We start from the raw sequence: 15765 nt of genomic DNA, 5'->3' as shown, positions 1-15765 counted from the left end.
GGGAAATCGGGTACGACGGACAGGGAAGCCCGAGCAGGAGGTGTCCATGTCCGCACCCGCCCAGCAGCCGCCCAAGGTCACCGAGCGCGAGGCCCGGCAGACCGCCGAGGCCGCGCGCGAGCAGCACTGGCACAAGCCGAGCTTCGCCAAGGAACTCTTCCTCGGCCGTTTCCGCCTCGACCTCGTCCACCCCCACCCGCTCCCCGCCGACGAGGACGTCCGGCGCGGGGAGGCCTTCCTCGCGACCCTCCGGACCTTCTGCGAGACGCGGATCGACGGCGCCCGCATCGAGCGGGAGGCCCGCATCCCCGACGAGACGATCACCGGTCTCAAGGAGATCGGCGCGCTCGGGATGAAGATCGACCCGAAGTACGGCGGGCTCGGCCTCACCCAGCTGTACTACAACCGGGCCCTCGCCCTCGTCGGCTCCGCGAGCCCCGCCGTCGGCGCGCTGCTCTCCGCGCATCAGTCGATCGGCGTACCGCAGCCGCTGAAACTCTTCGGCACCCAGGAGCAGAAGGACGCCTTCCTGCCCCGCCTCGCCCGTACGGACCTCTCCGCCTTCCTCCTCACCGAGCCCGACGTCGGCTCCGACCCCGCCCGCCTGGCCACCACCGCCGTACCCGACGGGGACCAGTACGTCCTCGACGGCGTGAAGCTCTGGACCACGAACGGCGTCGTCGCCGACCTCCTCGTCGTCATGGCCCGGGTGCCGGCCTCCGAGGGCCACCGGGGCGGCATCACCGCCTTCGTCGTCGAGGCCGACTCGCCCGGCATCACGGTCGAGCAGCGCAACGCCTTCATGGGGCTGCGCGGCCTGGAGAACGGCGTCACCCGCTTCCACGGCGTCCGCGTCCCGGCCGCACACCGCATCGGCCCCGAGGGCAGCGGCCTCAAGATCGCCCTCACCACCCTCAACACCGGCCGGCTCTCCCTCCCCGCGTCCTGCGCGGGCGCCGGCAAGTGGTGCCTGAAGATCGCCCGCGAATGGTCGGGCGTCCGCGAGCAGTGGGGCAGGCCCGTGGCCCGCCACGAGGCCGTCGGCACCAAGATCTCCTTCATCGCTGCGACCACCTTCGCCCTGGAGGCCGTCGTCGACCTCGCCTCGCAGATGGCCGACGAGGACCGCAACGACATCCGGATCGAGGCCGCCCTCGCCAAGCTGTACGGCTCCGAGATGGCCTGGCTGATCGCCGACGAACTGGTCCAGATCCGCGGCGGCCGCGGCTACGAGACCGCCGACTCCCTCGCCGCCCGCGGCGAGCGCGCCGTCCCCGCCGAGCAGGTCCTGCGCGACCTGCGGATCAACCGGATCTTCGAGGGCTCGACCGAGATCATGCACCTGCTGATCGCCCGCGAGGCCGTCGACGCCCACCTCTCCGTCGCCGGCGACCTCATCGACCCCGACACCTCCCTCGCCGACAAGGCGAGGGCCGGGGTGCGGGCCGGCGGCTTCTACGCCCGCTGGCTGCCCGGACTCGTCGCCGGGGCGGGACAGCTGCCCGGGGCGTACGGGGAGTTCGGCGACCTCGCCGGCCACCTCCGGTACGTCGAACGGACCTCGCGCAAGCTCGCCCGCTCGACCTTCTACGCGATGTCCCGCTGGCAGGGCCGCATGGAGCTCAAGCAGGCCTTCCTCGGGCGGATCGTCGACATCGGCGCGGAGCTCTTCGCCATGAGCGCCGCCTGTGTACGGGCCGAACTCCTCCGCACCACCACGGACCACGGCCGCGAGGCCCACCAGCTGGCGGACGCCTTCTGCCACCAGTCGCGCCTCCGCGTCGAGGAGCTCTTCGGCCGCCTCTGGTCCAACACGGACGACCTCGACCGCAAGGTCGTCGACGGGGTCCTCTCCGGCGCGTACGCCTGGCTGGAGGCCGGCATCGTCGACCCGAGCGGCGAGGGCCCCTGGATCGCGGACGCGACCCCCGGCCCCACCACCCGGCCCGATCTCCACCGACGCCTCCCCTGACCCCCCACCCTCCATCGAGCCCACCCCCGCTGCCGCCCCCGGCCCACCCGCGACCGAGCCCGCCCCCGCCCCCTCCGTGGGCACCCGCGTCCACGGACCGGACCGTGGTACGTCCGCGCCGCCGGCCACGGCAGGATGGTCGCCGTGACCGTCATCGACATCCCCGGCTCCAAGTCCGTCACGGCCCGCGCGCTCTTCCTCGCCGCCGCCGCCGAGGGCACCACGACCCTCCTCAGGCCGCTCGTCTCCGACGACACCGAGGGCTTCGCCGAAGGCCTCACCGCCCTCGGCTACGCCGTCCGCCGCGAACCCGGCGCCTGGCACATCGAGGGCCGCCCCGCCGGCCCCGGCGCGGACACCGCCGACGTGTACTGCCGCGACGGCGCCACCACCGCCCGCTTCCTGCCCACGCTCGTCGCCGCGGGCCGCGGCACGTACCGCTTCGACGCCTCGGCCCAGATGCGCCGCCGCCCCCTCGGCCCGCTCAGCACCGCGCTGCGCGATCTCGGCGTCGATCTGCGGCACCTGGAGAAGGAGGGCCACCACCCCCTCAGCGTCCACGCCTCCGGCGTGAAGGGCGGCGCGCTCACCCTGGACGCCGGGCAGTCCTCCCAGTACCTGACGGCCCTGCTCATGCTGGGCCCGCTCACCGCCGAGGGCCTCGACATCACCGTCACCGACCTGGTCTCGGAGCCGTACGTCGAGATCACCCTCGCGATGATGCGCGCCTTCGGCGCCGAGGTCCGCCAGGAGGGCCGGACGTACCGCGTCGCCCCCACCGGCTACCGCGCGAGGACGTACGGCATCGAGCCCGACGCGTCCACCGCGAGCTACTTCTTCGCCGCGGCCGCCCTCGAACCGGGCCGCTCCGTCACCGTCCCCGGCCTCGGCACCGGCGCCCTCCAGGGCGACCTCGCCTTCGTCGAGGTCCTGCGCCGCATGGGCGCGGAGGTCGAGATCACCGACTCCGGCACCACGGTCCGCTCCACCGGCACCCTGCGCGGCCTCACCGTCAACATGCGCGACATCTCCGACACCATGCCGACCCTCGCCGCCCTCGCGCCCTTCGCCGACGGCCCCGTCCGCATCGAGGACGTCGCGAACACCCGGGTCAAGGAGTGCGACCGCCTCGACGCCTGCGCCGAGAACCTGCGCCGCCTCGGCATCACCGTCCGCACCGGGCCCGACTGGATCGAGATCCACCCCGGGACCCCGGCAGGACCCGTCGAGATCGCCACGCACGGCGACCACCGGATCGTGATGTCCTTCGCCGTCACGGCCCTGCGGACCCCCGGGATCACCTTCGACGACCCGGGCTGTGTGAAGAAGACCTTCCCCGACTTCCACCGGGTCTTCGACACGTTTGTCCACACCCCGTGAAGACCGCACAGCGTTTGGGGCAAGAATGGGGGGCATGAGCGACCGCCCCTCTCCTCTCGCCGACCCCCATATCGCCTTCGACGTGTCCGAAGGACGCCGGGACATCGTCGTCCTCGGCTCGACCGGGTCCATCGGCACGCAGGCCATCGACCTGGTGCTGCGCAATCCCGACCGCTTCCGGGTCACCGCCCTGGCCGCCTCCGGCGGCCGGGTCGGACTGCTCGCCGAGCAGGCGCACCGGCTGAAGGTCGCCGCGGTCGCGGTCGCCCGCGAGGAGGCGCTGCCGGAGCTTCGCGAGGCACTGAAGGCGCTCTACGGCTCCGAGCCGCTCCCCGAGCTCCTGGCGGGCCCGGACGCGGCCACCCAGCTGGCCGCCTCCCCGTGCCACACCGTGCTCAACGGCATCACCGGCTCCATCGGCCTCGCGCCCACGCTCGCCGCCCTCGAAGCGGGCCGCACGCTCGCCCTCGCCAACAAGGAGTCGCTGATCGTCGGCGGCCCCCTGGTGAAGGCGCTCGCCAAGCCGGGGCAGATCATCCCGGTCGACTCCGAGCACGCGGCGCTCTTCCAGGCGCTCGCCGCCGGCACCCGGGCCGACGTCCGCAAGCTGGTCGTCACCGCCTCCGGCGGCCCCTTCCGCGGCCGGACGCGCGAGCAGCTCGCCCATGTGACCCGTGAGGACGCGCTGGCCCACCCGACCTGGGCCATGGGCCCGGTGATCACGGTCAACAGCGCCACCCTGGTGAACAAGGGCCTGGAGGTCATCGAGGCGCACCTGCTGTACGACATCCCCTTCGACCGCATCGAGGTCGTCGTGCACCCGCAGTCGTACGTCCACTCGATGGTCGAGTTCACGGACGGCTCCACGCTCGCCCAGGCCACCCCGCCCGACATGCGCGGCCCCATCGCCATCGGCATCGGCTGGCCGGAGCGCGTCCCGGACGCGGCCCCCGCCTTCGACTGGACCAAGGCCTCCACCTGGGAGTTCTTCCCGCTCGACACGGAGGCCTTCCCGTCGGTCGGCCTCGCCCGGCACGTCGGCGAGCTGGGCGGCACGGCCCCCGCCGTGTTCAACGCGGCGAACGAGGAGTGCGTCGAGGCGTTCCTCGCCGGACGCCTGCCGTTCAACGGCATCATGGATACGGTCACAGCGGTCGTCGCGGAGCACGGCGTTCCCGGTACGGGAACCTCCCTCACCGTCCCGGACGTCCTCGAAGCGGAGACCTGGGCCCGGGCCCGGGCCCGTGAGCTGGCGGCGAAGGCAACGGCGGAGGCGCGCGCATGACCGAAGTGCTCCTGTACATCCTCGGCATCGTGCTGTTCGCGCTGGGACTGCTCGTCTCCATCGCGTGGCACGAGCTGGGCCACCTGTCGACCGCCAAGCTCTTCGGCATCCGCGTGCCGCAGTACATGGTCGGCTTCGGCCCCACGATCTGGTCGAAGAGGCGTGGCGAGACCGAGTACGGCATCAAGGCGATCCCGGCCGGCGGCTACATCCGCATGATCGGCATGTTCCCGCCCGGCGAGGACGGCAAGATCGAGGCCCGCTCCACCTCGCCCTGGCGCTCCATGATCGAGGACGCCCGCGAGGCGTCCTACGAGGAGCTGAAGCCCGGCGACGAGACCCGGCTCTTCTACACGCGCAAGCCGTGGAAGCGCGTGATCGTGATGTTCGCCGGACCGTTCATGAACCTGGTCCTGGCGGCGGCGCTCTTCTTCGGCTCGATGATGACGCTGGGCATCGAGGGCCAGACGACCAAGGTCGCCGGCGTCCAGAAGTGCGTCATCGAGCAGAGCGAGAAGCGCGAGAAGTGCCAGCAGGGCGACCCGGTCTCCCCGGCGTTCAAGGCGGGCCTGAAGGAGGGTGACAAGATCGTCGCCTTCAACGGCGCGCCGGTGGGGGACTGGGACACGCTCTCCGACCGCATCCGCGACACCATCGGCGCGGCGACGATCACCGTCGAGCGCGACGGGCAGCGCGTCGACCTGCACCCCACCCTCGTCACCAACAAGGTGCCGATGAAGGACGAGGACGGCCAGGTCGTCCAGCCCGTCCGGTACATCGACGCCGGCTACCTCGGCTTCGCCTCGAAGACCGAGGTCGGTGCCCTCAGCTTCGGCGAGACCACCGAACGGATGTCCGACCTGCTGGAGAACGGCGTCGAGTCGGTCGTCGCCCTCCCCGGCAAGATCCCCGGACTCTGGGACGCCACCTTCGGCGACGGGGAGCGCGCCTCGGACTCCCCGGTCGGTGTCGTCGGCGCCGCCCGGCTCACCGGTGAGCTCATGACCGTCGACGCTCCGCCGGAGCGGATCATCGTCATGTTCATGAACCTCCTGGTGTTCTTCAACGTCTCGTTGTTCCTGTTCAACATGCTCCCGCTGCTGCCGCTCGACGGCGGTCACATCGCGGGCGCCCTGTGGGAGTCCGTACGCCGCCACACGGCCCGGATCTTCAAGCGCCCCGACCCGGGCCCGTTCGACGTGGCCAAGCTGATGCCCGCCGCGTACGTGGTGGCCGGCGTCTTCGTCTGCTTCACGCTGCTCGTCCTCGCCGCCGACATCGTCAACCCGGTGCGGCTGACGTAGTTCCGGACACAGCCCCCGGGGGCTCCGACCCGCTGGTGTCGGGGCCCCCGCCCCCAGGGCGGTAACCTCGGAGACCTGAGCCCGCCGACGCACAACCTTGAGGTTGCACAAAAGATGACCGCGATTTCTCTCGGTATCCCGACCGTCCCGACCCGGCTCGCCGAGCGGCGCAAGAGCCGTCAGATCCAGGTCGGCAGCGTGGCCGTCGGCGGTGACGCCCCCGTCTCCGTGCAGTCGATGACGACGACCCGCACCTCCGACATCGGCGCCACGCTCCAGCAGATCGCCGAGCTGACCGCCTCCGGCTGCCAGATCGTGCGCGTGGCCTGTCCCACCCAGGACGACGCCGACGCCCTCGCGGTCATCGCGCGGAAGTCGCAGATCCCGGTCATCGCCGACATCCACTTCCAGCCGAAGTACGTCTTCGCCGCCATCGACGCCGGCTGCGCGGCCGTCCGCGTCAACCCCGGCAACATCAAGCAGTTCGACGACAAGGTCAAGGAGATCGCCCACGCCGCCAAGGACGCGGGCACCCCGATCCGGATCGGCGTCAACGCGGGCTCCCTCGACGCCCGGCTGCTGAAGAAGTACGGCAAGGCCACCCCCGAAGCGCTCGTCGAGTCCGCGCTGTGGGAGGCCTCCCTCTTCGAGGAGCACGGCTTCGGCGACATCAAGATCTCGGTCAAGCACAACGACCCGGTCGTGATGGTCAACGCCTACCGCCAGCTGGCCGCCCAGTGCGACTACCCGCTGCACCTCGGCGTCACCGAGGCCGGCCCCGCCTTCCAGGGCACGATCAAGTCCGCCGTCGCCTTCGGCGCGCTGCTGTCCGAGGGCATCGGCGACACCATCCGCGTCTCCCTCTCGGCCCCGCCGGTCGAGGAGGTCAAGGTCGGCAACCAGATCCTGGAGTCGCTGAACCTCAAGCCGCGCCGCCTGGAGATCGTCTCCTGCCCGTCCTGCGGCCGCGCCCAGGTCGACGTCTACAAGCTCGCCGAGGAGGTCACCGCCGGCCTCGACGGCATGACCGTCCCGCTGCGCGTCGCCGTCATGGGCTGCGTCGTCAACGGCCCGGGCGAGGCCCGCGAGGCCGACCTCGGCGTCGCCTCCGGCAACGGCAAGGGCCAGATCTTCGTGAAGGGCGAGGTCATCAAGACCGTCCCCGAGTCGAAGATCGTCGAGACCCTCATCGAGGAGGCCCTCAAGATCGCCGAGCAGATGGAGAAGGACGGCGTCGCCAGCGGCGAGCCGTCGGTCGCCATCGGCGTCTGAGACTGCCGTCCACGAAACCCCTCCGCCCTGCCGGGCCGAGGGGTTTCGTGTGCTGTGACGGGCCCCGCCACAGCACACGGGGGTACAGTGCGGAGACCAGCAGATCCGTACCGTGAGGCCCCCTCGTGCTGACAGAGACCACCACCCGGGTCCTCGAACCCGCCGACCTCGGCGCCGCCCTGGCCGTCCTGGAGAGCGCCCCCGTCGAGAACGCCTTCGTGACCGCCCGCGTCCAGGTCGCCGGGCTCGACCCCTGGCGGCTCGGCGGCGAGATGTGGGGCTGGTACACCGAGGGAAGACTGCGCTCGCTCTGCTACTCCGGCGCCAACCTCGTCCCCATCTGCGCCACGCCCGAGGCCGTCCGCGCCTTCGCCGACCGGGCCCGCCGGATCGGCCGGCGCTGCTCCTCGATCGTCGGCCCCGCCGAGCCCACCGGCGAGCTGTGGCGGCTCCTGGAACCCAGCTGGGGCCCGGCGCGGGACGTCCGCGCCCGCCAGCCGCTGATGATCGCCGAGGAGCCCTCCACCACCGTCGTCCCCGATCCGCTGGTCCGTCGCGTCCGCAAGAACGAGATGGAAACGATCATGCCCGCGTGCGTGGCCATGTTCACCGAGGAGGTCGGCGTCTCCCCGCTCGCCAACGACGGCGGACTGCTCTACCAGGCCCGGGTCGCCGAGCTCGTCGGCGCCGGCCGATCCTTCGCCCGGATCGAGGACGGCAAGGTCGTCTTCAAGGCGGAGATCGGCGCCGCGACCCGCCAGGCCTGCCAGATCCAGGGCGTCTGGGTCGCCCCCGAGCACCGCGGCAAGGGCCTCTCCGAGACCGGCATGGCCGCCGTGCTCCAGTACGCCCTCGCCGACGTCGCCCCGGTGGTCAGCCTGTACGTCAACGACTACAACACCCCCGCCAGGGCCTCGTACCGCCGCGTCGGCTTCCGCGAGACCGGCGCCTTCATGAGCGTGCTGTTCTGAGACCCCGGCCGCTTGTAGGGTGCGCCGCATGGATGACGCAGAGGTCATGATCGGACCGGTCAATCTCGCCGCCAAGGTGGACGAGGCCCTCGCCGTGCAGGCGGTCGCCTTCGGCCTGGACCAGGACGAGGTCGCCGTACGCCGCCACATCGTGCTGCGCCACCTCATGAGCCCCGGCGCCCGGGCCTACGGCGCCACCACGCCCTCGGGGCGGCTCGTCGGCTTCGTGTACGGCATGCCCAACGACCGTACGCACTGGTGGTCCACCGTCGTGGAGCCGTACCTGCGCGCCACCGGCACCGCCGACTGGCTCGACGGCTCGTTCGTCATCACCGAGCTCCACGTCCACCCCGCCTACCAGGGCCGCGGGGTGGGCCGCGGACTGATCACCACGATCACCGACGGGGCCGACGAGCGGCGCTCGATCCTCTCCGCCATCGACACCGACTCCCCGGCCCGCGGCCTCTACCGCGCCCTCGGCTACGACGACCTCGCCCGCCAGGTCCACTTCCCGAGCGCGGCCCGCCCGTACGCCGTCATGGGCGCCCCGCTGCCCCTCCCGCGACGGAACTGATTTCCCCGGTCCGGTGCCGCCCGGCTAACCTCGGGGCCATCACCCTCCCCCGAGCTCTCGGCTGCGCTCGAGCAGGGGGGACCCACATCCGGCAGGAGTACGAGAACCATGGCCAACGCACCGGTCCAGCGCATGTCGAAGTTGATGGCGAAGACGCTGCGCGACGACCCGGCGGACGCCGAGGTCCTCAGCCACAAGCTCCTCGTGCGCGCCGGCTACGTCCGCCGCACCGCCGCCGGCATCTGGAGCTGGCTGCCCCTCGGCCTGAAGGTCCTCGCCAACGTCGAGCGCGTGGTCCGCGAGGAGATGGACGCCATCGGCGCGCAGGAGGTCCTCCTGCCCGCGCTGCTGCCCCGCGAGCCCTACGAGGCGACCGGCCGCTGGGAGGAGTACGGCGCGGAGCTCTTCCGCCTCCAGGACCGCAAGGGTGCCGACTACCTCCTCGGCCCCACCCACGAGGAGATCTTCACCCTCCTCGTGAAGGACCAGTGCTCGTCCTACAAGGACCTGCCGGTCATCCTGTACCAGATCCAGAACAAGTACCGCGACGAGGCCCGCCCCCGCGCCGGCGTCCTGCGCGGCCGCGAGTTCCTCATGAAGGACTCGTACTCCTTCGACACCGAGGACGAGGGCCTCGCCCAGTCCTACGCCCTGCACCGCCAGGCCTACCAGCGGATCTTCGAGCGCCTCGGCCTCGACTACCGGATCGTCGCCGCGACCGCCGGCGCGATGGGCGGCTCGAAGTCCGAGGAGTTCCTGGCCCCGGCCGGCGCCGGCGAGGACACCTTCGCCGACTGCCCGAACTGCGACTTCGCCGCGAACACCGAGGCCGTCTACCAGGCCGTGAAGCCGGTCGACGGCAGCGCGGTCCCCGCCGCCGAGGAGATCCCGACCCCCGACACCCCCACCATCGAGACGCTCGCCGCCTCGCTGGGCGTGCCGGCCTCCGCCACGCTCAAGAACCTCCTGGTGAAGGTCGACGGCGAGATCGTCGCCATCGGCGTCCCCGGCGACCGCGAGGTCGACATGGACAAGGTCGAGGAGCACTTCGGCCCCACGGCCACGGTCGAGCTGGTGACGGAGGAGGACTTCGCGCAGCGCGCCGACCTCGTCCGCGGCTACGTCGGCCCGCAGGGCCTGGAGAAGGTCACCTATCTCGCCGACCCGCGCGTGGCGCCCGGCACCTCCTGGATCACGGGTGCCAACAAGGAGGGCATGCACGCGAAGAACGTCGTCGCGGGCCGTGACTTCGAGGTCGAGGAGTACGTCGACGTCGTCGTCGTCCAGGAGGGCGACCCGTGCCCCGCGTGCGGCACCGGCCTCAAGCTGGACCGCGCCATCGAGATCGGCCACATCTTCCAGCTGGGCCGCAAGTACGCCGACGCCCTCAAGCTCGACGTCCTCGGCCAGAACGGCAAGCCCGTCCGCGTGACCATGGGCTCGTACGGCATCGGCGTCACCCGCGCCGTGGCCGCGCTCGCCGAGCAGACCGCCGACGAGAAGGGCCTGTGCTGGGCCGCCGAGGTCGCCCCGGCCGACGTCCACGTCGTCGCCGCCGGCAAGGCCCTCCAGACCGAGCTGGCCCTGGAGGTCTCCGACAAGCTGGCCGCCGCCGGCCTGCGCGTCCTGACCGACGACCGCGCGGGCGTCTCCCCGGGCGTCAAGTTCACGGACGCCGAGCTCATCGGCGTCCCGAAGATCCTGGTCGCGGGCCGCCGCTCCGGCGAGGGGGTCGTGGAGCTGAAGGACCGCCGCACGGGCGAGCGCGAGGAGCTCACGGTCGACGAGGCGATCGCCCGCCTCACCGCCTGACCGCGGGGCACGTGACCTGACGCGACGGAGGGGCGGGGCCGCGGGCCCCGCCCCTCCGGCATGCCCGGAGGTCTCAGGTCGCGTCCTCGTGCGCCACGGGATCCACCGAGGCGCCCGTCAGGTCCTCGATCGCGTCCACCGCCGCCGCCCGGCCCCTGAGATACGCCTCGCTCAGCGGCAGGGCCGGAGCGGGTGCCTGATGCGGCGGTGCCTGGTGCGGTGCCGGGGCGAGGGTCTGGTCCGGTGCCGGGGCGAGGGTCTGGTCCGGTGCCGGAGCGAGATTCCGGTCCGGTGCCGGCGACACCGCCTCGGCCTCCTCGCCGGACGCCCCGGACACCGGCGTCGCGCGCTCCAGGAACCTCAGCAGCTCCACCGGGATCGGCAGCACCAGCGTCGAGTTCTTCTCCGCCGACACCGCCATCACCGTCTGCAACAGCCGCAGCTGCAGCGCCGCCGGCTGCTCCGACATCACCTCGGCCGCCTCCGCCAGCTTCCTCGACGCCTGGAGCTCCGCGTCCGCGTTGATCACCCGGGCCCGCCGCTCCCGGTCCGCCTCCGCCTGCCGGGCCATCGAGCGCTTCATCGTCTCCGGCAGGGACACGTCCTTGATCTCGACCCGGTCGATGGCGACGCCCCAGCCCATCGCCGGGCTGTCCAGCATCAGCTCCAGGCCCTGGTTGAGCTTCTCCCGGTTGGACAGCAGATCGTCCAGGTCGCTCTTGCCGATGATGGACCGCAGCGAGGTCTGCGCCATCTGCGAGACCGCGAACTTGTAGTCCTCCACCCGCACCAGCGCGTCCGCCGCGTCGACCACCTTGAAGTACACGACCGCGTCCACCCGCACCGTGACGTTGTCCCGGGTGATGCCCTCCTGGGCCGGCACCGGCATCGTGACGATCTGCATGTTGACCTTGTGGAGGCGGTCGATGACCGGGACGATCATCGTGAACCCGGGCGAGCGGATCTCCTCGCGCAGCCGCCCGAAGCGGAAGACGACCCCGCGCTCGTACTGCTTCACGACCCGCGCCGCCGCGGCCGCGTACACCCCGGCCGTCGCGGCCGCGGCGGCCGCCGCCATCAGCAGCTCTTCGATCATCACGGCCCCCTGGAGCCGAGCCGGCCGTACGCCGAGGACCGGCGAACGTTACAAGAAGGGTATTCCCCTACAGCCAGCTCGCGAACTCCATGAGGAGCTCCGCGTCCTGCCGCCGCCCCGCCGCGAGCGCCCGCGTCCCCGACTCGACCGCGCGGAACAGCGTCCAGCCGCGCAGCCGCTCCCGGTCCACGTCCAGCGAGTCCGCCAGCTTGTTCACCCGGCGTCGGGCGATCGAGGCCCCCGCCGAGGCGCCCACCAGGTCCTCCACCCGGTCGCGGACGAGCCGCGCCAGGTCGTAGGCGCGCTCGCCGACGAGCGGCTCGGGCCCGACGGCGAGCCAGGGGGCCCGGTCGCCGCCCAGCACCTTGCCCTGGCGGAAGCAGCCGTGCAGCAGCAGCGACTCGCCCGGGGCGGCCACCAGCTCCTCGCGGGCGGCGAGCGCCGCCGCCGTCAGCCCGGCCGCCGCCGGGTCCGCGCGGTACGGCTCCATCGCCGCGGCCTGCCGCTCCGTCCGCTCGGCCACCGACTCGAAACCGTGCCCGGCCGGCGGATCCACCCACAGCTTCCGCACGGTCCCGGCGGCCTCCAGGAGCGCCTTCGCCTCCGGCAGGGAGCGCAGCGAGACGTCGGGGTGCAGCCGTTCGAGGACGAGGCCGCCCTCGGGGGTCTCGTCGAGCAGCCGGACGGCACCCCAGCCGTTCCAGTGCGCCAGCGCGTCCCGCTCCCACTCGGGCCGGGTGAACGGCGGCGCGATCTTCAGGGCCGCGGGGGAGTCGTCGGGGCGCCGGACGAGGAGGACCAGACTGCTCCGCCCGCCGGGGGCCGTCACCCGCTCGGCGTCGAGGGACGCGCGGTCGAGCACGGCCCGCGCGTGCTCCGGCAGCTCCCCGAGCCACTCGTTCGCCGCGGTCTCCCCGTACGTCTCACCGAGCGCCCGTACGAGTCGCTGCGGCGGTTCGAAAGCCATGCGTGCGTTGTCCTTCTGACGTTCGGTGTGACGGTCCGTCCGACGATCGGCCGGCCCGGTCGGGGCCCGGCTCACACCCGCTCGGCGAGCCCAGGAAAGGTTACGTCGCTGCCGCGCCAGCGGACCGCGCGGACCGCCGCCTCGCGCAGCGCGGCGGCCGCCTCGCTCCGCAGCGGCCCCTGCCCGGCCCGGACGAGGTCGGAGTACACCCCGGCCACCCGGTCCTCCAGCACGGCCGCGAGCCGCACGGCCCCGGCCGGGTCGGCGACCCGGAACGGCAGCTCGTACGCGGCCGCCGCGGCCACCGGCGTGCCGCCGAGGTCGCGCACGGTGCGGCGCAGCGCGTCCCGGCGGGCCCGATGGGCCTCGTAGGCGGCGGTGGCCTCGGCCCTGCGCGCCGTGCCGATCCGGCCGCCGACGACCCCGTAGCCGTACACCGCGGCGTGTTCGGCGGCCAGGGCCGCCTGGGCGGCGTCGAGGGCGCTCATGCCGGTGCTCCTTCGGTCAGCAGGTAGGCGTGCGCGGCGCCCGCCGCCGCCACGGAGGCGAGCAGGCGCGCGTACTCGGGCGGGGCCGTGACCAGGGCCTTCGTGTGCCGGTCGGAGGCCTCCCGCTCGGCCGCCGCGAGCTCTTTGAGTGCCGCGCGCGGATCGGCGGCCACCGGCACCGGCGGCGGCTTCGGTCCGGAGGAGGCCGACGGGGACGCCGTGGCGGGGGAGGGGGAGGCCGAGGCGGGCGTCGGCGCGGCGGCCGAGGGGGTCGCGGCCGCGGGTCGCGCCGTCGTCCCGCCCTCGCCCAGGGCCTGCGCGTGCGCCGCCACCGAACGGCGCAGCGGCGTCAGCCGGGGCGCGAGGGCGGGATGCGTGGCGAGCACCGCGTCGTAACGTTCCAGCAGGCCCCGCGCGGCGGTCACCGAGCGGAGCCGCAGTGCCGCCTCGGCGCGGGCCACCCGTTCGGCCTCCAGCTCGGCGGCGCTCGGCCTCCGCGTACCGCCGCCGCCCCCGGCGTCGGAGGTGCAGCCCACGAGGGCCGTCGCGCCCGCGGCCGCGCCCGCCCTGAGGAGTGCGCGCCTGCCCGTCGTCGTCACGCTCTCTCCCTCGTCCGTCGTGCGTCGTCGAAGATCGTCGAGATCACCGCAGGCGAGCGTACCCGCGGGCCCCGGGGCGGTGGACGGCAACACCCTCCGGGACCGGATACCCTTTGGTCTGACACGCGACGGAACCCACAACAGCACACGCGGCCGAGGAGTCACCCGGATGAGCACCACCCAGAGCGACAGGCTGCGCGGACTCATTGAGCCGCTCGTCGACGCGAAGGACCTGGATCTGGAAGAGATCGAGGTGTCCCGGGCAGGCCGTCGCGGACTGCTGCGCGTGGTCGTCGACTCGGAAGAGGGCGTGGAGCTGGACGCCTGCGCCGAGCTGAGCCGTGAGATCTCCGAGAAGCTCGACGAGACCGATGTGATGGGCGAGGGCGAGTACGTCCTCGAAGTCAGCTCCCCCGGCGCCGACCGCCCCCTGACCGAGCACCGCCACTACGTGCGGGCCACCGGCAGGCTGGCCAAGCTCCAGCTCGCCGCGGGCGAGGAGTTCGTCGCCCGGATCCTCGCCGTGGACGAGGACGGCCTCGACCTCGAAGTGCCGGGCGTGAAGGGGCGCAAGCCCACCGCCCGCCGGGTCGAGTTCACCGACATCGCCAAGGCGCGTGTCGAGATCGAGTTCAACCGCAAGGACAAGAAGGAAGAGGAGGCGTAGCCGTGGACATCGACGTGAAGCTGCTCAAGGGCTTGGCGAATGAGAAGGAGATCTCCTTCGACCTGCTGGTCGAGGCGATCGAGTCGGCCCTCCTCATCGCCTACCACCGCACCCCCGACGCCCGCCGCCACGCGCGCGTGGAGCTGAACCGGCAGACCGGTCACGTGACGGTGTGGGCGAAGGAAGACCCCTCCGAGCTGGAGGAGGGCCAGGAGCCCAAGGACTTCGACGACACCCCGTCGGACTTCGGCCGGATCGCGGCCAGCACGGCCCGCCAGGTGATCCAGCAGCGGCTGCGGGACGCCGAGAACGACGTGACGTTCGGCGAGTACGCGCGCCGCGAGGGCGACGTCGTCGCCGGTGTGGTGCAGCAGGGCAAGGACCCGAAGAACGTCCTGGTCCGGCTGGACGACAAGCTGGAGGCCATCCTCCCGGTGCAGGAGCAGGTGCCGGGCGAGGACTACTCGCACGGTCTGCGGCTGCGCACGTACGTCGTCCGGGTGGCCCGCGGTGTCCGCGGTCCGTCCGTCACCCTCTCGCGCACCCACCCCAATCTGGTGAAGAAGCTCTTCGCGCTGGAGGTGCCCGAGATCGCCGACGGTTCCGTCGAGATCTCGGCCATCGCCCGTGAGGCCGGCCACCGCACCAAGATCGCCGTGCGCGCCACCCGTTCGGGCCTGAACGCCAAGGGCGCCTGCATCGGCCCGATGGGAAGCCGCGTCCGCAACGTGATGGCGGAGCTGCTCGGCGAGAAGATCGACATCGTCGACTGGTCGGACGACCCGGCCGAGATGGTGGCGAACGCGCTCTCCCCGGCGCGGGTCTCCAAGGTCGAGGTCGTCGACCTGGCCGCCCGGTCCGCCCGTGTGACGGTGCCCGACTACCAGCTGTCGCTGGCGATCGGCAAGGAGGGGCAGAACGCCCGCCTGGCCGCGCGCCTCACCGGCTGGCGGATCGACATCCGTCCGGACACCGAGCCGACCGGTCCGCAGGACTGAGACCGTTTTTGGCCAACAGCTGTTCGATTCTTGCCCTGAACGGGTGAGGTCGGTACGGGGAGGTAGACTTAATCGTGTCTGGCCGGACGCAAGCCCGCGTATGCCCTGAACGAACCTGTGTGGGATGTCGGGAGCGAGCGGCCAAGAGCGATCTGCTGCGGATCGTGGTGAATAAGGACGAGTGTGTTCCGGATCATCGCGGTACGCTGCCCGGCCGGGGTGCGTACCTGCACCCCGCCGTGGTCTGTCTCGACCTGGCGGTCCGCCGCCGAGCGTTCCCCAGGGCCTTCAAGGTCCAGGGCCCGCTCGACACCGCGGAACTCCGTCACCACGTCGAGCCATCGGCACCGCAGTGATGAAGATGTACGGCACGGATCACC

15 protein-coding genes are annotated in these 15765 nt (G+C 72.4%); 11 read left to right on the top strand and 4 right to left on the bottom strand.

What is annotated here, in order from left to right; translation table 11 throughout:
• Positions 1-46: 46 nt before the first annotated feature.
• The 8 genes from ACF08F_RS26490 to ACF08F_RS26455 all read left to right on the top strand — a co-directional run bounded on the left by ACF08F_RS26490 (position 47) and on the right by ACF08F_RS26455 (position 10570).
• Complete coding sequence (locus ACF08F_RS26490) at positions 47-1972, top strand: acyl-CoA dehydrogenase family protein (protein WP_392301031.1); 1926 nt, start codon at positions 47-49, stop codon at positions 1970-1972.
• A gap of 144 nt (positions 1973-2116) precedes the next feature.
• Positions 2117-3352, top strand: coding sequence for a 3-phosphoshikimate 1-carboxyvinyltransferase (aroA, locus tag ACF08F_RS26485; protein ID WP_392301030.1), 1236 nt, complete (start codon positions 2117-2119; stop codon positions 3350-3352).
• A 34-nt stretch (positions 3353-3386) separates the two neighbouring features.
• Positions 3387-4637: a 1-deoxy-D-xylulose-5-phosphate reductoisomerase gene (gene dxr / locus ACF08F_RS26480; RefSeq protein WP_392301029.1), complete on the top strand. Its 1251-nt coding sequence runs from the start codon at positions 3387-3389 to the stop codon at positions 4635-4637.
• On the top strand, positions 4634-5941 hold the full coding sequence (locus ACF08F_RS26475; RefSeq protein ID WP_392301028.1) for a M50 family metallopeptidase: 1308 nt from the start codon (positions 4634-4636) through the stop codon (positions 5939-5941). Before dxr ends, ACF08F_RS26475 begins: the two co-directional genes overlap by 4 nt.
• A 114-nt stretch (positions 5942-6055) precedes the next feature.
• On the top strand, positions 6056-7213 hold the full coding sequence (ispG, locus tag ACF08F_RS26470; protein WP_392301027.1) for a flavodoxin-dependent (E)-4-hydroxy-3-methylbut-2-enyl-diphosphate synthase: 1158 nt from the start codon (positions 6056-6058) through the stop codon (positions 7211-7213).
• Between the two features lie 125 nt (positions 7214-7338).
• A complete protein-coding gene (locus tag ACF08F_RS26465) occupies positions 7339-8184 on the top strand; it encodes a GNAT family N-acetyltransferase (RefSeq protein ID WP_392301026.1) in 846 nt (281 codons plus the stop codon).
• Between the two features lie 28 nt (positions 8185-8212).
• Positions 8213-8758: a GNAT family N-acetyltransferase gene (locus tag ACF08F_RS26460; protein ID WP_392301025.1), complete on the top strand. Its 546-nt coding sequence runs from the start codon at positions 8213-8215 to the stop codon at positions 8756-8758.
• A 108-nt stretch (positions 8759-8866) separates the two neighbouring features.
• A complete protein-coding gene (locus ACF08F_RS26455) occupies positions 8867-10570 on the top strand; it encodes a proline--tRNA ligase (protein WP_392301024.1) in 1704 nt (567 codons plus the stop codon).
• Positions 10571-10643: 73 nt separating this feature from the next.
• On the opposite strand, the gene ACF08F_RS26450 is transcribed toward ACF08F_RS26455, so the two are convergent.
• The 4 genes from ACF08F_RS26450 to ACF08F_RS26435 form a co-directional block, all read right to left on the bottom strand.
• The gene (locus ACF08F_RS26450) at positions 10644-11666 is read right to left on the bottom strand and encodes a slipin family protein (protein ID WP_392301023.1); all 1023 of its coding nucleotides are present in this window, start codon (positions 11664-11666) and stop codon (positions 10644-10646) included.
• Between the two features lie 67 nt (positions 11667-11733).
• Positions 11734-12633, bottom strand: a complete 900-nt coding sequence (locus tag ACF08F_RS26445; RefSeq protein WP_392301022.1) for an aminoglycoside phosphotransferase family protein — start codon at positions 12631-12633, stop codon at positions 11734-11736.
• 71 nt (positions 12634-12704) lie between these two features.
• Entirely contained in the window at positions 12705-13121 is a 417-nt protein-coding gene (locus tag ACF08F_RS26440; protein ID WP_392301021.1) for a ferritin-like domain-containing protein, read from the bottom strand.
• A complete protein-coding gene (locus tag ACF08F_RS26435) occupies positions 13118-13720 on the bottom strand; it encodes a hypothetical protein (RefSeq protein WP_392301020.1) in 603 nt (200 codons plus the stop codon). Before ACF08F_RS26435 ends, ACF08F_RS26440 begins: the two co-directional genes overlap by 4 nt.
• 169 nt (positions 13721-13889) lie before the next feature.
• Here ACF08F_RS26435 and rimP point away from each other — a divergent pair, with 169 nt between their 5' ends.
• The 3 genes from rimP (at position 13890) to ACF08F_RS26420 (ending at position 15741) form a co-directional block, all read left to right on the top strand.
• Complete coding sequence (rimP, locus tag ACF08F_RS26430) at positions 13890-14387, top strand: ribosome maturation factor RimP (RefSeq protein ID WP_392301019.1); 498 nt, start codon at positions 13890-13892, stop codon at positions 14385-14387.
• A gap of 2 nt (positions 14388-14389) precedes the next feature.
• The gene (gene nusA, locus ACF08F_RS26425) at positions 14390-15385 is read left to right on the top strand and encodes a transcription termination factor NusA (RefSeq protein WP_055641058.1); all 996 of its coding nucleotides are present in this window, start codon (positions 14390-14392) and stop codon (positions 15383-15385) included.
• 74 nt (positions 15386-15459) lie between these two features.
• Positions 15460-15741 carry a YlxR family protein gene (locus tag ACF08F_RS26420; protein ID WP_150265552.1) on the top strand — a complete coding sequence of 94 codons (282 nt, stop codon included), beginning with the start codon at positions 15460-15462 and terminating at the stop codon, positions 15739-15741.
• The last annotated feature ends 24 nt before the right edge of the window (positions 15742-15765 follow it).

The sequence above is a fragment of the Streptomyces sp. NPDC015130 genome (assembly GCF_043080005.1).
Taxonomy (GTDB): domain Bacteria; phylum Actinomycetota; class Actinomycetes; order Streptomycetales; family Streptomycetaceae; genus Streptomyces.
This window is presented reverse-complemented; position numbering and strand designations above follow the sequence as displayed.